Raw genomic sequence first — 23,553 nt, forward strand, 5'->3', positions numbered from 1 at the left:
ATTCGTATTTTTGTAAAGCTATCTAATTGATAAATTACAACCAGTATGATTTACAATACTTACAAAAGCAAAGACTCATTAAACTTAATAGAAGAGGTTTTTGAATTAAAAATCGCAAATTCAGATTTGCCATTTCAAAGCAGAGTGATTCCTCGTGGAAATCATTCAATCGCATATACTTTTAAAGGTTTACATAAAATAACTGTTGGCGATAAAATTTACAAGGCTAAAAACCTTATTATAACTGGACAAACAAAGAAATCATACTTTTTAAATATAGACCAAGAAACCGAGTGCATTGGTATTATATTTCATCCAACAACTCTCTACAAACTAACCAAATTAGATGTCTCAACGCTAAACAATAAACATCTACCTTTAAGTGAGTTTTCAAAAGCACTTGACAATACATTAATTAGTTTCTTTAATAAAATGCTAAGTGGTGAAAATTCGCTTAAAGCTTTAGAAGAGCTAATAAAAGAGCAACCTCTAGAAATTAACAATCATACAGAAAATGTAGATAGAGCATTAGCCATAATTAATCAAAATGGAGGTCAAATTTCAATTAATAATCTTCTAGAAAAAATCCCAGTATCTCAAAAAACATTAGAAACGAAATTTAAACAAATGGTCGGGTTAACACCAAAAAAGTATGCCAGATTATATCGTTTTTGTTTACTAATTAAAAAATACAACGAGAAAAAACTAAAATTTAAGGACTTAGTAGAAATGCACAATTTCCATGATAGCTCTCATTTTACAAAAGAATTCAAGTACTTTATGAACCAATCTCCAAAAGCATATTTTAAAAACGAAAGTGAGTTTATTAAGAAATACTTAAAATAATAGCTATTACGTTTTTTTACATCAACAATTAATTTCATCTAATTATATTCACATCGGATTTGTGTTTAAATGTAATTAAATAAAAATTAAGAGATTCATTTAAAAATAGTTAGTTAATGAATAAACATAAGCAAAGCTTAAATTCTTGCTGTAAATCATATAGCAAAGGAGCAGTTTTTCAACAGCTCCTTTTTTTTCTCATGTTTGAAATTGAATTAAAAATCATTACTTTGCAAGACACATAACTTCGACTTAAAAGCATGACAGAAATTACAAGACTTTTCGACTTTCCATATTACCAACTAGAAAAATACAATCTAGATGCTGCTTTAGTGACTAAATACGATGGTGTATGGACTCCAATGTCGACTAAAGAATATTTAGATAAAGCCAATGCGGTAAGTCGTGCGTTATTAAGAATGGACATACAAAAGCATGATAAAATTGCTGTAATTTCTTCAACCAATAGAACTGAATGGAATATTATGGATATAGGGATTCTACAAGTTGGTGCCCAAAACATACCCATTTATCCAACTATCTGTGCAGAAGATTACGAATATGTTCTAAATCATAGTGAATCTATTTATTGCTTTGTTTCGGACATTGAAGTGTATAATAAAGTAAAAAAAGTACAAGTAAATACCAAAGTAAAAGAAGTGTATTCTTTTAATCATATTGAAGGTTGTAAACATTATTCCGAATTATTTGAGCTGGGTGAAGATAAAAGCAATCAACTAGAAGTTGAAGCTAGAAAAGACAATGTAAAACCAGAAGAATTAGCGACAATTATCTATACCTCTGGAACTACAGGAAAGCCTAAAGGTGTTATGCTATCGCACGATAATATTACTAGTAATGTATTAAACAGTATTTCACGCTTGCCATTATCTGGTGAAAATCCGCGTGTTTTAAGTTTCTTACCCATTTGCCATGTTTTCGAGCGCGTACTCATATATATATATCAATATGCTGGAGTTTCTATTTATTTTGCAGAAGGCATAGATAAAATAGGCGAAAATGCTAAAGAAATAAAACCAAACCTAATGAGTGTTGTACCAAGGCTATTAGAAAAAGTTTACGATAAAATTTACGCTAAAGGAGCAGATCTTACTGGTATTAAAAGTAAATTATTTCATTGGGCAATTGCACTCGGAGAACAATGGGAACCTTATGGGCAAAATGGCGCTTGGTACGAATTCAAACTAAAAATAGCCAGCAAGTTAATCTTTAGTAAATGGAGAGCAGCCTTAGGTGGCGAATTAACGACTATGGTATCTGGATCTGCAGCTTTACAAACAAGATTAACACGAATGTTTTCTGCCGCAGGAATGCAAGTTATGCAAGGTTATGGTTTAACCGAAACTTCTCCAGTGGTCTCTGTAGAGATGTATAAAGACGCGCATTTTAGGGTAGGCACCGTTGGTAAACCCATTGATGGCGTAGAAGTGAAAGTTGCCGAAGATGGCGAACTCCTTATTAAAGGTCGTAACGTCATGATGGGTTATTTTAAAGACCCAGAAAAAACCGCTGAAGTAATGACGGGAGATTACTTTCATACCGGTGACAAAGGAACCATTGATAAAGATGGATTTCTAAAAATCACAGGACGTAAAAAGGAAATGTTTAAAACGTCTGGCGGAAAATATGTTATTCCACCACTTTTAGAAAACGACATGAAACAATCGCCTTTTATAGAACAAATTATGGTTATTGGTGAAGGCGAAAAAATGCCAGCAGCAATTATACAACCCAATTTTGAATATATAAAAAATTGGATTGAGGATCATAATCATGATATTGGCAACTCTCAAACAGAAATTGCTAATTCACAAATTGTAATAGAGCGCATTCAAAAAGATATTGCCAAGTACAATCAAAACTTTGGCAAATGGGAGCAAATAAAACGTTTTGAACTCACACCAGAGATTTGGTCGATTGATGGCGGACACTTAACACCTACCATGAAAATGAAACGAAAGATTATTAACGGTATTTATCAAGATCTTTATGATAAGATTTATCGTTGATAAAACAAAAATCACCTATAATTAAGGTCTAGGAAAGTATTCAAAACGTTTTTAGGCCTTTTTTAATCCCCTTTTCAATACCTCAAAAACTTAATTTTAGTCTTTTGAATAGTAGTTTTGCATCATATTAATTTTAAAACTTAAAAAAATGAAAACTCTATTTAAAACGTTACTACTTTTAACATGTATTACTTCTTGTAATATTTCTTTTGGGCAAGATTCAGCATCTATTGAATCAAAAACTACGTCGCGTAGAAACATTAACTTTAACGAAAAAGACACACAAAAGAGAGAAAGCATATTAAAAGTTCTAATGGGAACAGACCAGTTAGAAATAGCTATAAGAGGTGAATTAACCGCAGGAAAGTTGGTTATTGAAATATACGATTCAAATAATACAAAACGAGAAAGGTTTACTGTTGAAAATATTGTAGACACTAAAAAAAACTTAAATGGTCATTCTAAGAAAAATGATGAAACTGTTTTAGGTGAAATTACTAAAAAATTCTCATCTCCTATATATGGTGAATGGATTGTAAAAATAACAACTACAAATGCTGTAGGGACTTTAGGCATTTATTACATTTCAAAAAAATTATTTAAGAAAGATTAATAAAATTTGATGTTTAACATAACTACTTTCAAAAAGTGTTTTATTCCAACTTTACTCCTATTTATCATTACAACTATTACTGTTACTGCTCAGGATTCTGAGAAAACATTAATTTTAGGTAATATTAAACTAGATAGTATTTGGGCACCAAAAATTTATCTATCGAATATCTCTTCTTTTGACAAGATGCAAACCATGTCTAAAAGAATGATAATAGCGGAAACAAATATTGATACTTCAGGAAATTTTAGCTTTGATATCGATTTTCTGCCTAAAGAAATGCAGCTGTATAGAGTTCATATTTCAAAAAAGAACACTTCGGCTGCATCCTTAATTATTGGTGGTAAAGATGAAAACCATTTCTTTATTATAGCTAATAATAAATCTAACATTCAGCTTAAAAATACAAGTACTCTTTTTAACGATTTTGAAATCACTAATTCTAAGCCCAATCGAATTATTAGGACAATAGATTCTATCGTCAAAGAAATAGACAACATCAATTTTAAAGAATTTGGGATTAAAAATGAATTTATAACCCAAGCATTAAATGAAAAACTAAGACAAATAGCAGACACAACATCCTATTCATTAGTATCGTTATACGCTTTAAATAAAAGTAAATTTGAAGTAGATATTAAGGGTAATGAACAATTCTATTTAAATTATTTAGATAAATGGAAAAATGAAAAGTCAAGCTATTTTAAAGACTTCAAACAAAAAATTCAAATTAAACAAAAATCAGAATGGCCTAAACTCTTAATTCTGGGTTTAACATGTTTTGCACTAGGTTTTGGCTTGAATCACTTCTTTAGCTTGAAAAAAAATAAATCAAATAAAAAGTTGAAGCTTTTAAGTATTCAAGAACGAAAAATATTTGCTCTTCTAAAAGAAGGAAAATCAAATAAAGAAATTTCTGATGAATGCAATATAAGTTTGAGTACAGCAAAATCTCACGTTAGTAGTATTTATTCTAAACTTAACGTTAATTCAAGAAAAGAAATTATTGACATAAACAGTTAACTAACTCATTTTCATGGGCAAATATTTAATATCTTTAAATATATTAGATAACACACCGAATAAATTTAATATTAAATAAAAACATCTTTTTACAACAATATAATAATTATTTATAAAAATACTATGCATGCATAGTAAATTTTTACTATATTTGGATTTCAATAATAGAATTCCATTGTAATGAAAGATAAAACCATTGACTATTTACTGCGTACCACTTGGTTAGCCGTAAATAAAATGTACAACGAAGAAGCTGCCAAATTTGATACTACTATGGCAACTGGTTTTACTTTATTAAGTATTGATCCAGAAAACGGAACACCTTCAACCTCTCTAGGTCCAATTATGGGAATGGAAGCCACTAGCCTATCTCGTATTTTAAAAAAAATGGAAGAACTTGGGCTAATAGAACGCAAGCCAAATCCTGAAGATGGCCGTGGTGTACTTATTTACTTAACCGACTTCGGAAGAGAAAAAAGAGAATACGCTCGTGAACGCGTTTTAACATTCAATGATACAATTAGAGAACACGTTTCAGAAGAAAAACTAAAACACTTTCAAGAAGTTACAGAAACAATCAACGAATTGATTTCAAACAAAAAAATATACAACCAAAAACAATCTGTTTTAAAATAATATGAGCAAACGTAGAATTAAAAAAGTAGCAATCATTGGTTCCGGTATTATGGGATCTGGTATCGCTTGTCATTTTGCCAATATTGGTGTAGATGTCCTGTTATTAGATATCGTTCCTAGAGAACTTAATGCTAAAGAAAAAGCTAAAGGCTTAACTTTAGAAGACAAAGCAGTAAGAAATCGTTTAGTAAATGATGCTTTAACGGCGTCATTAAAATCTAAGCCCTCTCCTATTTACAAGCAATCATTTAAAAACAGAATTACCACTGGTAATTTAGAAGATGATATTGCAAAAGTAGCAGCTGTGGATTGGATTATGGAGGTTGTCGTTGAAAGACTAGACATCAAACAACAAGTTTTCGAAAATCTTGAAAAACATAGAACACCAGGAACTTTAATTACTTCGAATACTTCTGGTATTCCAATTAAATTCATGAATAAAGGGCGTTCTGACGATTTCAAAAAGCATTTCTGTGGCACACACTTTTTTAACCCTGCACGTTACTTAAAATTATTCGAAATCATTCCTGGACCAGACACGTCTTCAGAAGTTTTAGACTTCTTAAGTAGTTATGGAGAGCAATTCTTAGGAAAAACGTCAGTAATTGCTAAAGATACTCCTGCATTTATTGGAAACCGCGTTGGTATTTTCTCTATTATGAGTTTATTTCACGCTGTAAAAGACATGGATTTAACCATTGAGGAAGTTGATAAATTATCAGGCCCTGTTATTGGTCGCCCTAAGTCAGCAACCTTTAGAACCGTTGATGTTGTAGGTTTAGATACTCTAGTTCACGTCGCAAATGGAATTGCAGATAACTGTAAAGGTGATGAGCGTTTAGAACTTTTTAAATTACCAGATTTCATCAATACGATGATGGAAAGCAAATGGTTAGGAAGTAAAACTGGACAAGGTTTTTATAAAAAAACGGTATCTGCTGAAGGCAAAAAAGAAATACTAAGTTTAGACTTAAACACTCTAGAATACCGTTCTGCTAAAAAAGCAAAATTTGCAACTTTAGAATTAACAAAATCAATTGATCGCGTTGCAGATCGCTTTAAAGTATTAGTAAAAGGAAAGGATAAAGCAGGAGAATTCTACAGAAAGAGCTTTTCAGCATTATTCGCATACGTTTCAAATCGTATCCCAGAAATTACTGATGAATTATACAAAATTGATGACGCTATGAAAGCTGGTTTTGGTTGGGAACATGGTCCTTTCCAAATCTGGGATGCTATTGGCGTTGAAAAAGGAATTGAAATGATGCAAGCTGAAGGTTTAAAACCTGCAGATTGGGTGCATGATATGGTTGCTTCAGGAAGCGATAGCTTCTACTCTATTCAAGATGGAGCAACGCATAGCTATGATATTCCAAAGAAAATACAACAAAAAATCCCTGGACAGGATTCATTTATCATTTTAGATAATGTTAGAAAAACAACTGAAGTTTTTAGCAACTCTGGTGTTTCTGTTCAAGATTTAGGAGATGGCATTCTTAATGTAGAATTCCAATCTAAAATGAATACTATTGGTGGTGACGTTTTAGCAGGATTAAATAAAGCTATTGATATGGCTGAAAAAGATTTTGCTGGATTAGTTGTTGGAAATCAAGGTCCAAACTTCTCGGTTGGAGCAAATATAGGCATGATTTTTATGATGGCTGCCGAACAAGAATACGACGAGCTTAACGCAGCAATTAAATATTTCCAAGACACGATGATGCGCATGCGCTATTCTTCAATCCCAACAATTTCTGCTCCTCACGGCATGGCTCTTGGTGGTGGTTGTGAAATTTCATTACACGCAGATAAAATAGTTGCAGCAGCAGAAACTTATATGGGACTCGTAGAGTTTGGTGTCGGTGTTATTCCTGGTGGTGGAGGTTCTAAAGAAATGGCTTTAAGAGCATCAGATACTTTTAGAAAAGGTGATGTGCAATTAAATACACTTCAAGAATACTTTTTAACTATAGGTATGGCAAAAGTATCAACTTCTGCATACGAAGCTTTTGATTTAGGTTTGATGCAAAAAGGAAAAGATATTGTTGTCGTTAATAAAGACCGTCAAATAGCAACTGCAAAAGCACACGCTAAATTAATGGCAGAATCTGGTTACACACAACCTGCACAGCGTAATGATGTATTAGTTCTTGGTAAGCAAGCTTTAGGAATGTTTATGGTAGGTACAGATTCTATGAAAGACTCTAACTACATTAGTGAACACGATATGAAAATTGCTAACAAATTAGCTTACGTAATGGCCGGTGGTGATTTATCTGAACCAACTTTAGTAAGCGAGCAATATCTATTAGACCTCGAGCGTGAAGCTTTCCTTTCGCTTTGTACAGAACGTAAGACTTTGGAAAGAATTCAACATATGTTAACCAAAGGAAAACCGCTTAGAAATTAGAAACAAGAAGCAAGACTAAAAGAACCAAGATATCTGTCTTGTCTCTTTGCTCTTGATTCTATTAATCTTAAAGAAAAAACATGAAAACAGCATATATAGTAAAAGCATATAGAACCGCAGTTGGTAAAGCTCCAAAAGGCGTGTTCCGTTTTAAAAGAACAGATGAATTGGCAGCAGAAACCATCAAATATATGATGAAGGAATTGCCCGGTTTAGACCCAAAACGTATTGATGACGTTATTGTTGGTAACGCAATGCCTGAAGGCGCTCAAGGATTAAATATGGCACGTTTAATCTCTTTAATGGGATTAGAAGTTGTAGATGTTCCTGGAGTAACTGTGAACCGTTTTTGCTCTTCTGGAGTAGAAACTATTGGTATGGCAACAGCAAAAATACAAGCGGGAATGGCAGATTGTATTATTGCAGGTGGCGCTGAAAGTATGAGTAGCGTTCCAATGACTGGTTTTAAACCAGAATTAAACTACGACGCCATTGTAAAAGCAGGTCACGAAGATTACTATTGGGGCATGGGAAACACTGCGGAAGCGGTTGCTAACCAATTCAAAATCTCTCGTGAAGATCAAGATGAATTTGCATTTAATTCTCACATGAAAGCCCTAAGAGCTTTGAAAGAAGATCGTTTTCAAGATCAAATTGTACCAATAGAAGTTGAACAGACTTATATTGATGCTAACGGAAAAAAAGCAATAAAATCCTATACCGTAACTAAGGACGAAGGTCCTCGTGCAGGAACAAGTAAAGAAGCTTTAGCAAAATTAAGAGCAGTATTTGCTGCTGGAGGAAGCGTTACAGCTGGTAACTCATCACAAATGAGTGATGGTGCTGCTTTTGTAATGGTCATGAGTGAAGACATGGTTAAAGAGTTAAATCTTGAACCAGTAGCAAGGATGGTAAACTACGCAGCTGCGGGTGTTGAGCCTCGTATTATGGGTATTGGACCAGTAAAGGCAATTCCGAAAGCATTAAAACAAGCCGGTTTAAAACAAGACGATTTATCGTTAATTGAATTGAATGAAGCTTTCGCTTCTCAATCTTTAGCTGTTATTCGTGAGTTAAACTTAAATCCAGATATCATAAATGTAAATGGTGGTGCGATTGCTTTAGGTCATCCATTAGGTTGTACCGGAGCTAAATTATCAGTACAGTTATTTGATGAAATGCGTAAGCAAAACATGCAAGGTAAATACGGTGCAGTAACCATGTGTGTTGGTACTGGACAAGGTGCTTGTGGTGTGTTTGAGTTCCTTAATTAAGAGTCAGGATATAAAAGATACAAGAATCAAGATAAAAATAACCAAGAGACAAGACTATGCACAATTTCAAGAAATTAAAAATTTGGATTGAAAGTATGGAACTGGTTTCTGAATCATATAAAATAACACGAAGCTTTCCAAAGTTTGAAACTTATGGATTGATGAGCCAAATGAATAGATGTGCAGTTTCTATCCCTTCAAATATTTCAGAAGGCACTAGTAAAAGCACAAATAAACATTTCACTACTTATTTGGAGCATAGTTTAGGTTCTGCTTTTGAAAGGGAAACACAACTGAATGTCGCTTTTAATGAAAGTTATATTTCAGAAGAAAAATTTAAAGAATTAGAAGACAAAGTAAAACAAATACAAAAGATGATATCAAGCTTTAAATCCGGACTTAAAAAGTCTTGATTCTTGGTTCTAAAAATCTTAAAATCTATTAAAAGAAATGGAAGAAAAAGAATTATTAAGAGGTGGACAGTTCCTAATAAAGGAAACGAAATGTGAAGATGTATTTACTCCTGAAGATTTTTCAGAAGAACAAAATATGATGAAAGAAGCGGTTATGGAATTCAACGATCGTGAAATCATACCACACAAACCTCGTTTTGAAGCTAAAGATTATGCATTAACGGAAGACGTTATGCGTAAAGCTGGTGAATTAGGGTTTTTAGGAGTCGCTGTTCCTGAAGCTTATGGCGGATTAGGAATGGGCTTTGTCTCTACAGTATTAACTTGCGACTATATTTCTTCTGGTACAGGTTCATTTAGTACAGCATTTGGCGCACATACAGGAATTGGGACTATGCCAATAACTTTATATGGTACCGAAGCTCAAAAGCAAAAATACGTACCAAAATTATCTACAGGTGAATGGTTTGGTGCTTATTGTTTAACTGAACCAGGTGCAGGATCTGATGCCAATTCGGGTAAAACAATTGCAGAACTTTCGGAAGATGGAAAGTCATATAAAATTAACGGTCAAAAAATGTGGATTTCTAACGCTGGTTTTTGTAGCGTAATGATTGTTTTTGCTCGTCTTGAAAATGATAAAAATATTACAGGTTTTATTGTTGAAAATGATGCTGCAAATGGAATTACAATGGGTGAAGAGGAACACAAATTAGGAATTCGCGCCTCTTCTACGCGTCAAGTATTCTTTAACGATACTGTTGTGCCAATAGAAAATATGTTAGCTGGTCGTGGCGAAGGTTTTAAAATCGCAATGAACGCACTTAATGTTGGTCGTATTAAATTGGCTGCTGCTTGTTTAGATTCTCAACGTAGAATTTTAACATATGGTGTGAAATATGCTATGGAGCGTAAGCAATTTAAAACACCTATTGCAGATTTTGGAGCAATTAAAATGAAGTTAGCAAAAATGGCAACTGATGCTTATGCTGGAGAATCTGCAACGTACAGAGCCTCTAAAAATATTGAAGACAGAATCGCTTTACGTGAGGCTGCAGGAAATACACATCAAGAAGCAGAGCTCAAAGGTGTTGAAGAATATGCCATTGAGTGTTCCATCTTAAAAGTAGCGGTTTCTGAAGATGTCCAAAACTGTGCAGATGAAGGCATTCAAATATTTGGAGGTATGGGATTCTCTGAAGAAACACCAATGGAATCCGCTTGGAGAGATGCTCGTATTGCGCGTATCTACGAAGGAACTAATGAGATTAACAGAATGTTATCTGTTGGTATGTTAGTTAAGAAAGCAATGAAAGGCCATTTAGATTTATTAGGACCAGCAACTGCTGTAGCTAACGAATTAATGGGTATTCCTTCTTTTGAAACACCAGATTATTCTGAATTATTTTCAGAAGAAAAAGCAATCATTGGAAGACTTAAAAAAGTATTCTTGATGGTTACAGGTGCTGCGGTTCAAAAATTCGGACCACAGATGGAAGAACATCAGCAATTATTAATTGCTGCTTCAGATATCTTAATTGAAATATATATGGCAGAATCTACCATTTTAAGAACTGAGAAAAACGCAAAACGTACAAGTGAAAAAGAACAAGCTGTACAAATAGCAATGTCGAAATTATACCTTTACAATGCGGTCAGTATTGTTGAAGGAAAAGGAAAAGAAAGTGTTATTTCTTTTGCTGAAGGAGACGAACAACGTATGATGTTAATGGGACTTAAACGTTTTACAAAATATACAAACTTCCCAGATATCGTTGATTTACGTAACGAGATTGCAGAGAAAGTAAAAGCTGAAGGCAAGTATTGCTTTTAATTTTAGTATAAATTATATAGGTAAAAAGCCGTTTCTGAAAAGAAACGGCTTTTTTTTGTTGAGTTAAAACTTAACAATAACAGTATTTTAACACCTTTTTCTTGTTATTTAAAGACTTTAATCAAATACTAAAACTCTAGATTTTAAATCACTTATCAATCTGATTTTTGTTTAATTCATAAATTAATTATTCTTTAGGATATCTATTAATGTCTTTATGTTGCCAAAGCAGATTGACAATACTCCATTTGCCATCAAGTTTGATTAAATGCAAGTATTCAACCCAATTATCTGAAAATAGTTTAACAGTAGCAATGCGATTATAAATATCTAATATGGTCACTTGATTACTTGGTAACGGAGGAAAACGCGTATTAGATTTATTCCAGTTTTCAGCATTTTTAATCATGCGCTCTTTAGAGATATCAGTAACGACTTCTTTTCTAAGTTTTCTATTAAAGCCTATTGTGACTTTATTTAAGCTATCGTTCATAACTTCATTTATTAAATCTGGCTTTAATTCTTGTAAAGCAATTAAATATCCTGAAGAAATTCTTCTAATTTCTAAACTATCCTTTTGTGAAGCTGTTTTACTTAAGGCAATGTGTTGATTATTGGCTATGTCTCTATCACGTAAAAATTTCATATCTTGATCAAAATGCTCTTGCTTTATATAATTACCAAAAGCATCGTATTCTTTAGTTCCAACAGACAATCCAAACGGGTTCATAACAAGATTGTTATTCGCATCATGATAGGTGTATTTTATATGGTTTCCGTTTTTATCATAAGTATCTTGGTATGATGCTACACCAACAGAATTATTAGTAATCTCTAAATCTTCATTTAAGTTATAATTTGCAATTGGGCTACCATCTTTTCTAAACAACATTCCTGTGATTCCAAATTCAAAATAAGTAGAAAGATCCCTAGGTTCTTGTTTTAATCCGAATCGCTTCTCGATAACCATTTTACCTTTTTTAAACCAATGGTATTCAGCAATTTTCCAATTCGATTCCATAGGATTATCAGTAACATCAAAAAATGCTAATTTGGTATAATTTCCACTTTTATCAATTGTAAAAACTTCTTTATAAACCTCGCGATCATTTGTAACTCTCTTTCCGTTTTTATCAAAATAAACTCGAGTTTCTTGATTGTTATCGTAACTAATACCAGTTTTAAAAGCACCTATAGAAGCTAATGAATGTTTTCTTTCTGTAAAATAATGATTGTTTATAATTGCAATCAATTGTTTATCATCATTGTATTTAAAAATATAATGAGAGGTGTTTTTTGCTATCGTTTTATTTATAGGATAAGTTCCAACCAGTTTAATGTATGGAGATACATGGTTGTACCTTAAATGTCTGTAATAGTCATTCGTAATATTACTTTGTGCCAATGTTATAAACGATATGCATAGCGCAAAAAGAGATAATGATAAGGTCTTGATATTCATTTCTTAATGTTATTGGTTATTTTTTTATTTAGTTCTTTTTCTTTAGCTTCAATCTCTGGTAATATTTTAATATAAGCCTCTACATCCCAAGTAATATCCCATCTATTTAAATTTTCTTGCATAGAATTCATTCCCATCTCTGCTCTTCTTTTATCAACATTTATAGGATCTTCTAAAGGTAATACATAAGGCTTTTTTCTTTCTTTACTCATTGCTAATTGAGTACCATATACCTGTCTTTTTCCCTGCCCTAAGGTTAATCTGTCATAAAACATAGCATATTCTCTTTTAGTTATATTATCCGTTTTCATAGCCTCATTGATAAAAGGCAAATACTTTATCTGTGTTTTTAAATTAGAGTGTTGTATCACCAAAAAGAGTGTTGAGGAACCTTTTACACCAATTCTCTCTTTACTAGGCCAACCTTGAGTATCTAATATTTCACTAACTTTAATCAAATTTATAGAATCATTTTTAAGAATAGTTTTCCAAAAGGCTTTCATTTCCTTAGAGTCTCTTCCATATTTTTCTTCTTTTGTTCTCATTTGGCTTCTAGTACTTTGATCATCAAAATAGATTTCATCTAATATAGATACTAGTGCTTTATCGAAGTGCTTTTCAATGTCTAATTTATTTTTCTGCATTGCAGAAATTAATTCATTCCATCTTTTGTCTGATCGAATACTTATTAAATCGGTATCGTTTTTTAAGTGTTTTAAATCGTGCCACTTCAAATCGTTAACAGCTATAAACAAATGCTTATATGCAGCGTCGGTATTATTAGCTAAAGCGTTTATACAACTCGCATTGTACCTATCGGTTAAAGACGCCTTTTCATTCACTTTAAAAGCTTGTTCATAAAGTGTTGCAGACGCTTTAAAGTTTTTTTCTAAGCATAATTTCCAGCCAGCTCGTATTAACTCCGAATAACTTTTTTCTTGTTCTTGCGCGGTCGTACTTATAGTACTAAGTAGTATTAAAGCAGTTATTATAATGTATTTTTTCATAATATCATTTTAGTTATAGTTGCAATCTATAACAACAACATACTGGATTACGAATTTAAAGCTAAACAGCCCTTCTAAGATTACAGAAAGCGATTAATTGACTATCAAATGGTTTGTTGTCTGTAAAGAGATGTTTAACTTCACTTTATTCGTTTTGGTCTATAAACAAAAACAAAACTCGCTTTTTAGTTAATTTTGAAATTGGATATGTTCTTAAAAAAAAATTGTCTCAATACTAATAATTCAATTCTGTCCGTAAATAAATTTATGTATGTCTACATATTAGATTAACTATTGGCCATTCAAAAAACTAAATTTCAAATTATTATGAAAGTATTACTTATTTCTTTAGCACTAATACTAACAGCTTGTTCAAGCAAACAAAAAGGAACTCAAACTCAAGTTGAAGTTAAAAAAGATTTAACGAAGGTTCTGGATACTATCAGAAGAACTGAGCAAAGACCTATAGAATTAAGAGATTCATTAATAGGTGTATATGGCGCAGAATCTAAAGAAATGCAAGTACAACAAGCTATTTATGAAAAAAATCACATTATAAATGAGAAAAAGATAAGTGCTATTTTGAATAGCAACAAATGGCCTAATAAAGAACAAATGGGTGAGTTAGGTAATTTAACGATTTGTAACGTTATTCAACATTCTGATAATGTTATCCGAATTAAATATCTGCCCTTAATGAGACAAGCAGTAAAAGACAAGAAATTAGAAGCACGGTTTTTAGTAAGAGCAGAAGATAGAATTGCCACAGAAAAAGGTGATTTACAAATTTATGGAGGACAAATGAAATATTACCCAGAAACAAAAAGCTTCAATATTTGGCCTGTTTATGATCCCAAAAATATTGATAAGCGTAGAAACGATATAGGTCTTAATACCATTGCAGAACATTTAAAAACTAGATTTAATTTTGATTGGAATCTAGAAGAACAGCTGAAAAGAACAGCTGAATTTAAAAAAGAAATGAACGAAAACGAAAAATAACAAAACCACGTCAACAATCTTATATTATTCTTTACTTTAGAAGTCTCTTATGACTATAACACGAAACACATCTACTATTTTTAATAAAAAAACTTTAAGTCATTTATTATTTTGGCTAGTTCTGCTCATCTATTTTATGAGCGTATCATGGCCTTATGAGAAAAATAAAATATTTTTATTTGAATCTGTCTTCTTTAAATTTATACTACAAATAATTCTAGCCTATACTATTATAAAGCTACTTATCCCTTATTTATTAAATCGGAACCGTAAGTTTCTATTTTTCAGCTGTAGCTTTATTCTAATCTATATTTCTTTTATAACATACTCTATATTTAAAAGTTACCACTTAATCCCTTCCTATCCTGTTGAATTTGGATATAGACCTCTATTTATTCTAGCTGACAGATTTACAAATTTCCCAGCTATAATAGGAAGCATTCCAGGCTATCTTTTCCCAACAATAATTTTAGTGATTTTTAATTATTATAAAAAACAAAAAGACGTTGCTAATCTATTAGAGCAGAAAAGAACATCCGAATTAAATGCTTTAAAGCATCAATTAAATCCTCATTTTTTATTTAATACCTTAAATAACTTATATGCCCTAGCGTTAAAAAAATCGGATAAAACTCCTGAAGTTATAGCAAAACTATCAGAAATTTTAGACTATATGTTATATCAATGCAAGGATAAATATGTCCCTATTGAGAAAGAGATTGAATTATTGGATAATTATATCGCTTTAGAAGAATTAAGGTATGGTAACCGTGTAGAAGTTGTATTCGAAAAACATATTAATAGCCCTGTAAAAATAGCACCTTTAATTTTATTAACCTTTGTCGAAAATGCATTTAAGCATGGTGTTAGCCAAGAGCTAAAGAAAGCTGTAATTACGTTATATATTTGTACTACTGATACTGAAATTGTTTTTAAACTAAAGAATACAAAACCGCAATCTCATATTGAAAATACAATAAAAGAGAAAGGCTCGATTGGGATGAGTAATACCGAAAAACAGTTAGAATTATTATATCCAAATGCTTACGTGCTAAACGTTAATAATACAACGTTAGATTATAATTTAGAATTAAAAATAAAGCTACATGAAAAAGTATAAATGCTTAATTGTAGATGATGAAGAATTAGCCAGAGAATTAATCGCTACGCATCTAAATCAATTACCAGATTTTCAAATTGTTGCTATTTGTTCATCCGCAATTGAAGCTAGCAGTGTATTAAAAAATGAAGCGATCGATTTAATTTTTTTAGATATTGAAATGCCTGTATTAAAAGGAACAGATTTTCTAAAAAATTTAGCCCATAAACCCAAAGTCATATTTACTACAGCGCATAGAGAATACGCTATTGAAGGCTACGAATTAAATGTGGTCGATTATTTGTTAAAGCCCATTGTTTTTACGCGATTTTTTAAAGCCATTGAAAAGTTTTTAGACACACAAACTGTTGTAGACACTAATAATATATCAGAGGAATCAACACATATCTTTGTTCAAAGCAATAAGAAGAATATCAAAGTTTTATTTGAAGACGTTCTCTATATTGAAAGCATTAAAGATTATATAAAAATTCACACTTCTGATGACAAGCTTATCATAAAACATGGCCTCTCTACATTTGAAGATAAACTCGATGATCGTTTTATTAGAGTGCATCGATCTTATATTGTTAACTCCCATAAAGTAACAGCTTACACAAAACAAGATATTGAAATTATTGATATAGAAATACCTATTGGAGATTTTTATAAAAAAAGCGCCCTAGCAAGTTTAAAACTATAGCTTAAATAAAATGTAAAATCCCTTTCTTAGGAAATGGTTTTTTTATTTTCACTAATTTAGATGAAAATTAAACAACCAATGAAAAATACGTCCTACCTACTTCTCTGTTTTGTTCTTTGTACTTTCTTTACAATTCAAGGTCAAGGCTTACTTCAAGACAAAAACAACTTCACAAGACAAGACACGCTTCGTGGGAGTATTACTGCAGAACGCGAATGGTGGGATTTAACATACTACCATTTAGATATTGAAGTTAATCCAGATGAAAAAACAATTTCCGGTCAGAATACGATTCAGTATAAAGTTTTGAAATCACAAAAAGTGATGCAATTAGATTTGCAACCACCTTTAAAATTAACTAAAGTCACACAAAACGGTAAAGTACTAGATATAAAACACGAAGGAAATGCTCATTTTGTTACGCTTTCAGAGCATCAAAATATTGGAGAAATAAATAGCGTTATTGCGCATTATGAAGGTAAACCAAAAGAAGCTGTTAATGCGCCTTGGGATGGAGGTATTTCTTGGAAAAAAGATAACAACGGAAATCATTTTGTAGCTTCATCTTGCCAAGGTTTAGGGGCGAGCGTATGGTGGCCAAATAAAGACCACATGTATGATGAAGTCGATAGTATGCTCATTAGTGTAAATGTACCAAAGGGTTTAACAAACGTATCTAATGGAAGATTGAGAAGCGTTGAAGAAAAAGAAAACACAACCACATTCAATTGGTTTGTAAGCAATCCAATAAATAACTATGGTATAAATATTAATATTGGTGACTATACTAATTTTTCTGAAGTTTACAAAGGCGAAAAAGGAGATTTAGACATGAATTATTATGTTCTAAAAGATAATCTAGAAAAAGCAAAGGAACATTTTAAAGATGCTCCAAAAATGATGAAAGCCTTCGAGCATTGGTTTGGGCCTTATCCGTTTTACGAAGACAGTTTTAAACTAGTAGAAGTTCCTTATTTAGGTATGGAACACCAAAGCTCGGTAACCTATGGTAATAAGTACATGAAAGGTTATCTAGGAAGAGATTTATCTGGAACTGGATTAGGCTTAAAATTCGATTTCATTATTATACACGAAGCGGGACACGAATGGTTTGCTAATAATATTACCAATGTTGATATCGCAGACATGTGGATTCATGAAGGCTTTACAGCCTATTCTGAAAATCTATTCTTAGATTATTACTACGGAAAAGAAGCTTCAGCAGATTATGTTATTGGAACACGTAAAAATATTCAAAACGATAAGCCTTTAATTGGCCAATACAATGTTAACAGTGAAGGTTCTGGCGACATGTATTATAAAGGTGCAAATATGCTCCATACCTTACGTCAGTTGGTTAATAATGACGAAAAATGGAGACAAATGTTACGTACTTTAAATAGCAAATTCTACCATCAAACCGTAACAACAAAGCAAATTGAAAATTGTTTAACTGAAGAATCTGGTTTAGAGTTAGAAGGCTTCTTTAATCAATATTTACGCAGCACAAAAGTTCCTGTTTTAGAGTATAAAATCTTTAAAAGAGAGATTAAATTTAATTGGAATCATACAGTAGATAATTTTAAAATGCCTGTTGAAATTTTAGTTAATGGCGAGTCTTATATAATTAACCCTTCAAAAAAAGAAGTTAAATCTTTAAAAATAAAATCAGACATCAAAAGTTTTAAAGTAGATAGAAATTATTACATAAAAGCTGTCAAAGTTAAATAAGCATTACTAAAATGCAAGAGATCAATTTCAAAACTTACATAAAATAGAAAGCAACGTTTCTTTAGATGATATAATCTTCATTTATTTTAACTCTAAGAAAAGAAGATTATATTTATTATATACGGTAGTAGCAATTTTTGAGTTAAACTTTTAAAACACAGAGTTAAATTTATTCTTTATTTAAAATACTTATTAATTCTTTTTTATCTCTAATTTCTAATAACCCATCATATAACGCTTTGGCAATATCTTGTTGATGTTTAGCATCATTAAGTCTGCTATTATCCGTTTCATTTGAAAGAAAACCCAACTCGATAAAAACACTAGGACATAGAACATTTTTTAACATATAAAAACTAGCCGTTTTCATGCCTCCTTTGTCAACGACCTTATTTTCCAATTGTTGATTCATAAGTAACAATCCATACCCTAAAGATGCTTTATTATTTTTATTAGAATCATCGTATAAAACCTCTACTCCTCTTTTAGTAATTTTCTCGCTTGTATCGCAATGTAAACTAATCATAACATCAGCATTTTGAGCATTAATAAATTTAACTCTATCTCTTAATGATAAAAAATCATCATCATCTCTAACTGTGATTATCTTTATTTTATCATCACTAAGCTTTGATAATTTTTTTGAGATATTAAGAACAATGTCTTTTTCATTTAAATTCCCTGGATCTTTGCCACCGTGTCCCGCATCTATTACAACTACTAGTGGTTTTTTAATGTCTTTGAACGAGCTAAATAAAACGACACCTACAAGTAATAATAGTGCTGTTGAAATTTTCATTGTTCGTTTTAAAACTGATGATTTTGATTGATGTAACATAATAATTCTGTTTTTGATTTGAATAAAATTAAAACCGCTAGTTAGTGGAACGCGGTGCTCCATATGACCTAAATTAATAATCGCATTAGAGTAATTTTCTATATCGATTCCAGACTGTACCGTATTATTATCTGCTATAAACTCGTGATTTTGGAGCATTGCTTTTCTGTACAACCAAATAAATGGATTAAACCAAAAGACGCATAGTAATAACTCTATTAATAAAATATCTAACGTATGTAATTGGTTGGAATGAATACTCTCGTGCTGTAAAACACTTTTAGAATATTGATTATCTTTTAAACGCTCTGGGTTAATAAATAAATAATTAAAAAAACTAGCTACATTTTTTTCATCAGTAGTCTTAATTAATTTTAATGTACCAAGTCTAGAATGTCCTTTTCTAGTAAGCTTTATTATACGTATTAAATTTATGAAGAATCTAAAGAAAAAGCCTAATGAAATAATTAAATACGAATACCAAAAAATAGTATTTAATAAATTTAAAGGGTTACTATATTCTTTTTCTACACGTGCTCCTTCTATAACTTCTTCTAAAATTATTTGAGTGTCTAAAGGCTGAAAAGAAACTTCGGTAATACTAGGTATAACATTAAAAAAATCGATTTCAATAACTGGTGCAACCAAACATAATAGCAAACTAATTAATAGAAAAAATCGATTAAATTGAAACGTTTTTTGATTTTTTAAAACGAAGTAATAAACAAAAAATGAGCATCCTAAACTTATTATGGTATATATAATATAATCTATCATTGTTTCTTTTTTTGATTTATTTTATCCTGTAATAATTGCTGAAGCTCTTCCAATTCACTCATAGACAAATCTGTGTTTTTTGTAAAAAATGAAGCAAATTGAGATTTAGAATCATTAAAAAAATGAGTAATCATTCCATTGACTTGAGTAGAGAAATAATCATTCTTTTTTAAAATAGCATAATACTCTTTATCTCGACCTAATCTCTTAAAACCTATGTATTGTTTATCACACATACGCTTCAACATAGTAGAAGTAGTTGTATATGCAGGTCTCGGCTCAGGAAACTGTTCTACAATATCTTTCATAAATCCTTTTTTAAGAATCCATAAATACTTCATGATTTGTAATTCTGACTTGTTTAGCTGTTTTATATCCACAATTATAGTTTTAATACTACAAATGTAGTAATAAAATTGAATTATCCAAATTTGTAATATAATATCAGTCTTAAATCTTTCATATCTTTACCCTTTGTACTTATAAAAAAATTAAAACTCATGTCTTCAGAAAAGCAAGAACACTATTTTAAAACAGACATAGAATGGCGAGAATGGTTGCATCTAAATCATGATAATGATAATGGCATTTATCTTATTTTCTTTAAAGTAGAAAACAAAGAGCGGTCTATGCGATGGGAAGAAGCTGTAAAAGTAGCTTTATGCTATGGGTGGATAGATTCAACAGTAAAAAGTTTAGGCAACGGAAAACGCAGACAGTACTTCTGTAAAAGAAATGTAAAAAGTGTTTGGAGTGCCCTAAACAAAAGATACATTGAAGAACTAATTGCTAACAATTTAATGCAAAGCAGTGGGTTATTGATTATTGAAAAAGGAAAGGAAAATGGTTCTTGGACGGCTTTAGATGCTGCAGAAAAAGGCATTATCCCACCCAAATTACAAGTTGCTTTTAATAAAAATAAAAATGCTCTAGAGAACTATAACAGTTTTGCACCTTCTTATAGAAAAAGCTATTTATTTTGGCTAAATCAAGCTAAAAGAGAAACGACTAAAGACAAAAGAATCGCAGAGATAATTAAACTCTGCGATGCTAATATTAAAACTCGTAATACGTGGTAAAATTTAAATTCCACTTATAAAACTACCATAAGGATCTTTAAACTGAATCCCTTCGGTAAATCTATATTTACTCAACTGCTTATACTGTACTAATCCCCAAAGCACAAATTCTTTAACAAAATAGCTTTCTTCTTTTGAAAGATTTTGCTGGTATTTACCTAACAAATCGTCTAAAGGCGTTACCGCATCTAATAAGGCTTTATATTCTTTATCTCTTAAATCGTCTAGTAACTCAAAACCATCACGATTATTAAAAAACCAAGATACAACATCGTCATACGGGCTTTCGTCTTCTTGTTTTTTTAGCTTTTCTATTTCCGGAAAGAATTCTGGAAATAAACTTTGGACAGCTTCACCTATTAATTTGAAAGCGACTTGTGCTGCACCTTCTTGTTCTCCTTCATAAACCAGTTCTACTTTTCCAGTAATTGCAGGAATAATACCAGTAAAATCGCTTAAACGCACCATCGTGTTGTTATCGCCAGATTTTAGAGAGCGCAATTCTGCGGTACTTAAAAGGTTTTGATATGCTGTAATACTTAAACGCGCACTTACGCCACTTTTAGCATCTATATACTCGCTTTCTCTGGCTTCGAATACAATTTGTTCTAGCAAGTCTTTTGCTAATTCTGGAACCTCTATTAAATCAGCTTGTGCTTGATCTAAATTAGCCTCTTGCTCAGTAATTAGTTTTGCCGTTTCAATATCTGTAGGATAATGGGTTAAAATCTGTGAACCAATTCTATCTTTTAAAGGCGTTACAATACTGCCACGATTAGTATAATCTTCAGGATTTGCAGTAAAAATGAATTGCATATCAAGATTTAATCGTAATTTGAATCCACGAATTTGAATATCGCCTTCTTGTAAAATATTAAACAATGCCACTTGTATTCTAGCTTGTAAATCTGGCAATTCATTGATAACAAAAATACAACGGTTTGCTCTTGGTATCATTCCATAATGAAGCACGCGATCGTCTGCATAACTCAATTTTAAATTTGCCGCTTTTATAGGATCTACATCACCAATAAGATCTGCAACAGTAACATCTGGAGTTGCTAATTTCTCAGCAAAACGTTCGCTTCTATGCAACCAAGTTATTGGTGTATTATCACCATGTTCTTTTACCAATTCTATAGCAAAACGTGAAATTGGCTGCAATGGGTCGTCGTTAATTTCGCTGCCTTCAACTACAGGAATGTATTCATCTAACAGATTAAGCATCAAACGAGCGAGACGTGTTTTTGCCTGTCCGCGTAAACCTAATAAATTAATATTATGCCTTGATAGAATAGCACGTTCCAACTCAGGAATCACAGTATTCTCATAACCATGAACACCTTCGAAAGTGGTTTCTTTATTCTTTATCTTTTCAATTAAATTATCTCTTAATTCATCTTTAATCGATTTGCTGTTATATCCAGCATTTTTTAAATCTCCTAAAGTTTTTATTGTTTCTGTTTTCATATTTCTTTTTAGCTTTTTGCTATTTGGCTTACAGCCTTTAACTCTTAGTCTTATTTTTTATAACAGCTAATCGCTGTTAGCCTTTAATTCTCTTTTTTCTATTCGTTTCGTAATCTTCAAAAATCATTTCACCTAATCCTTTTAAACCTGTGTAGAAGGCTTTACCTTGATTTGCCTTGGTAAACTCTTCAACAAATTGCATTAAATAATTGTCTTGAGCAATCATAAAAGTAGTAATCGGTATGTGTAATTTCCGTGCTTGAGCTGCCATTGCATAACACTTGTTTGTAATGTATGGATTGAGACCATTACTATCCTTATAATAGGTTCCGTCTGGCAATTTTAAACAACTTGGTTTACCATCGGTAATCATAAAAATTTGTTTGTTGGTATTTCGTTTTCTTCGAAGTAAATCCATCGCTAATTTTAAACCTGCAACAGTATTTGTATGATAAGGTCCAACATTTAGATACGGTAAATCTTTAATTTTAATTGGCCACGCATCGTTTCCAAAAACCAAAATATCTAAAGTGTCTTTTGGGTAGCGTGTAGTAATTAATTCGGCTAGTGCCATAGCTACCTTTTTGGCTGGTGTAATTCTATCTTCACCATAAAGAATCATACTATGGCTGATATCGATCATTAGAATGGTACTCATTTGAGATTTATGAGTGGTTTCTTCAACCACCAAATCGTCTTCAGTTAATCTAAAATCGTTAATTCCATTATTAATTTGTGCATTACGAAGACTTTCTGTCATGGATACTTTATCCAAACTATCGCCAAACTGATAATTTCTAAAATCGCCGGTGTGCTCATCCCCTATTCCAACGCCTTTACTTTTATGATTGCCGCTTCCACTACGTTTTATATTACCAAAAATTTGATCTAAAGCAGATTGACGTATGGCGCGTTCGGTTTTTGCAGTAATACTGGTACCCTTTTTACCATCAGGTTTTATTTCGTCTCTTATATAACCTTTTGCTTTTAGATCTTCAATAAAATCTTCAATTGTATATTCTGGCGTTGTAAGCTTGTATTCTTTATCTAATTCTTTTAACCAATCAATAGCCTCATCAAAATCGCCTGATGTATGTGTGATTAATTCTTTAAAAATATCGAAAAGTATCTCGAAAGGAGATTGTGAAGGTGCTTCGTATTGTTTAAACACGAAACCCTTTTTAAATAAATTTTCTTTTTTCATTGCAGCATAAAAATACGGCTTTTTTAAAGGAAAAGATTCACACCTTAACACGTATTTAAGATTTTCTTACTTAACTTTAAAGCGAAATAACAACTCTTAAAA

General features: G+C 31.6%; 20 protein-coding genes. 14 read left to right on the plus strand and 6 right to left on the minus strand.

All coding sequences use genetic code 11. The features are described from left to right. The first annotated feature begins 45 nt into the window (after positions 1-45). From RH82_RS07570 to RH82_RS07610, 9 genes are all read left to right on the plus strand, one after another. Positions 46-846: a helix-turn-helix domain-containing protein gene (locus RH82_RS07570; protein ID WP_034059480.1), complete on the plus strand. Its 801-nt coding sequence runs from the start codon at positions 46-48 to the stop codon at positions 844-846. 260 nt (positions 847-1,106) lie between these two features. Next, positions 1,107-2,876: an AMP-dependent synthetase/ligase gene (locus RH82_RS07575; protein WP_034059482.1), complete on the plus strand. Its 1,770-nt coding sequence runs from the start codon at positions 1,107-1,109 to the stop codon at positions 2,874-2,876. 148 nt (positions 2,877-3,024) lie between these two features. Next, the gene (locus tag RH82_RS07580; RefSeq protein WP_034059483.1) at positions 3,025-3,489 is read left to right on the plus strand and encodes a hypothetical protein; all 465 of its coding nucleotides are present in this window, start codon (positions 3,025-3,027) and stop codon (positions 3,487-3,489) included. A gap of 195 nt (positions 3,490-3,684) precedes the next feature. After that, positions 3,685-4,512, plus strand: coding sequence for a response regulator transcription factor (locus tag RH82_RS17755; RefSeq protein WP_206420418.1), 828 nt, complete (start codon positions 3,685-3,687; stop codon positions 4,510-4,512). 180 nt (positions 4,513-4,692) lie between these two features. Then, a complete protein-coding gene (locus tag RH82_RS07590; protein WP_034059484.1) occupies positions 4,693-5,148 on the plus strand; it encodes a MarR family winged helix-turn-helix transcriptional regulator in 456 nt (151 codons plus the stop codon). 1 nt (position 5,149) lies between these two features. Further along, the gene (locus tag RH82_RS07595) at positions 5,150-7,558 is read left to right on the plus strand and encodes a 3-hydroxyacyl-CoA dehydrogenase/enoyl-CoA hydratase family protein (protein WP_034059485.1); all 2,409 of its coding nucleotides are present in this window, start codon (positions 5,150-5,152) and stop codon (positions 7,556-7,558) included. 80 nt (positions 7,559-7,638) lie between these two features. Next, positions 7,639-8,832 (plus strand): acetyl-CoA C-acyltransferase, encoded by a 1,194-nt coding sequence (locus tag RH82_RS07600; RefSeq protein WP_034059487.1) that lies wholly within the window; start codon positions 7,639-7,641, stop codon positions 8,830-8,832. 56 nt (positions 8,833-8,888) lie between these two features. Continuing rightward, on the plus strand, positions 8,889-9,245 hold the full coding sequence (locus tag RH82_RS07605) for a four helix bundle protein (RefSeq protein ID WP_034059489.1): 357 nt from the start codon (positions 8,889-8,891) through the stop codon (positions 9,243-9,245). A 37-nt stretch (positions 9,246-9,282) separates the two neighbouring features. After that, on the plus strand, positions 9,283-11,079 hold the full coding sequence (locus RH82_RS07610; RefSeq protein WP_034059492.1) for an acyl-CoA dehydrogenase family protein: 1,797 nt from the start codon (positions 9,283-9,285) through the stop codon (positions 11,077-11,079). A gap of 187 nt (positions 11,080-11,266) precedes the next feature. On the opposite strand, the gene RH82_RS17760 is transcribed toward RH82_RS07610, so the two are convergent. Continuing rightward, complete coding sequence (locus tag RH82_RS17760) at positions 11,267-12,541, minus strand: nuclear transport factor 2 family protein (RefSeq protein WP_081979215.1); 1,275 nt, start codon at positions 12,539-12,541, stop codon at positions 11,267-11,269. Beyond that, positions 12,538-13,548: a DUF6624 domain-containing protein gene (locus RH82_RS07620; protein WP_052158256.1), complete on the minus strand. Its 1,011-nt coding sequence runs from the start codon at positions 13,546-13,548 to the stop codon at positions 12,538-12,540. Before RH82_RS07620 ends, RH82_RS17760 begins: the two co-directional genes overlap by 4 nt. A gap of 327 nt (positions 13,549-13,875) precedes the next feature. On the opposite strand from RH82_RS07620, the gene RH82_RS07625 reads away from it, so the two are divergent. The 4 genes from RH82_RS07625 to RH82_RS07640 all read left to right on the plus strand — a co-directional run bounded on the left by RH82_RS07625 (position 13,876) and on the right by RH82_RS07640 (position 18,083). Further along, a complete protein-coding gene (locus tag RH82_RS07625; protein ID WP_034059776.1) occupies positions 13,876-14,550 on the plus strand; it encodes a DUF6624 domain-containing protein in 675 nt (224 codons plus the stop codon). A 472-nt stretch (positions 14,551-15,022) separates the two neighbouring features. Continuing rightward, complete coding sequence (locus RH82_RS18560; RefSeq protein ID WP_052158257.1) at positions 15,023-15,670, plus strand: sensor histidine kinase; 648 nt, start codon at positions 15,023-15,025, stop codon at positions 15,668-15,670. Then, positions 15,657-16,352 carry a LytR/AlgR family response regulator transcription factor gene (locus tag RH82_RS07635; protein WP_034059494.1) on the plus strand — a complete coding sequence of 232 codons (696 nt, stop codon included), beginning with the start codon at positions 15,657-15,659 and terminating at the stop codon, positions 16,350-16,352. Before RH82_RS18560 ends, RH82_RS07635 begins: the two co-directional genes overlap by 14 nt. A gap of 78 nt (positions 16,353-16,430) precedes the next feature. After that, complete coding sequence (locus RH82_RS07640; RefSeq protein WP_034059780.1) at positions 16,431-18,083, plus strand: M1 family metallopeptidase; 1,653 nt, start codon at positions 16,431-16,433, stop codon at positions 18,081-18,083. Between the two features lie 169 nt (positions 18,084-18,252). Here RH82_RS07640 and RH82_RS07645 read toward each other — a convergent pair whose 3' ends face one another. Together RH82_RS07645 and RH82_RS07650 are read right to left on the minus strand one after the other, a co-directional pair. After that, a complete protein-coding gene (locus RH82_RS07645; RefSeq protein ID WP_034059496.1) occupies positions 18,253-19,698 on the minus strand; it encodes an N-acetylmuramoyl-L-alanine amidase in 1,446 nt (481 codons plus the stop codon). Beyond that, positions 19,695-20,078: a BlaI/MecI/CopY family transcriptional regulator gene (locus RH82_RS07650; RefSeq protein WP_081979217.1), complete on the minus strand. Its 384-nt coding sequence runs from the start codon at positions 20,076-20,078 to the stop codon at positions 19,695-19,697. Before RH82_RS07650 ends, RH82_RS07645 begins: the two co-directional genes overlap by 4 nt. A 120-nt stretch (positions 20,079-20,198) precedes the next feature. Here RH82_RS07650 and RH82_RS07655 point away from each other — a divergent pair, with 120 nt between their 5' ends. After that, positions 20,199-20,777 carry a YdeI/OmpD-associated family protein gene (locus tag RH82_RS07655; RefSeq protein ID WP_034059499.1) on the plus strand — a complete coding sequence of 193 codons (579 nt, stop codon included), beginning with the start codon at positions 20,199-20,201 and terminating at the stop codon, positions 20,775-20,777. Between the two features lie 3 nt (positions 20,778-20,780). Here RH82_RS07655 and RH82_RS07660 read toward each other — a convergent pair whose 3' ends face one another. Both RH82_RS07660 and RH82_RS07665 read right to left on the minus strand, forming a co-directional pair. After that, positions 20,781-22,247, minus strand: a complete 1,467-nt coding sequence (locus RH82_RS07660; RefSeq protein ID WP_034059501.1) for a sigma 54-interacting transcriptional regulator — start codon at positions 22,245-22,247, stop codon at positions 20,781-20,783. Between the two features lie 76 nt (positions 22,248-22,323). Further along, the gene (locus RH82_RS07665) at positions 22,324-23,451 is read right to left on the minus strand and encodes a vWA domain-containing protein (RefSeq protein WP_034059504.1); all 1,128 of its coding nucleotides are present in this window, start codon (positions 23,449-23,451) and stop codon (positions 22,324-22,326) included. Positions 23,452-23,553: the final 102 nt, after the last annotated feature.

The organism is Lacinutrix jangbogonensis, assembly GCF_000797445.1.
In the GTDB taxonomy this organism is placed as follows: domain Bacteria; phylum Bacteroidota; class Bacteroidia; order Flavobacteriales; family Flavobacteriaceae; genus Lacinutrix; species Lacinutrix jangbogonensis.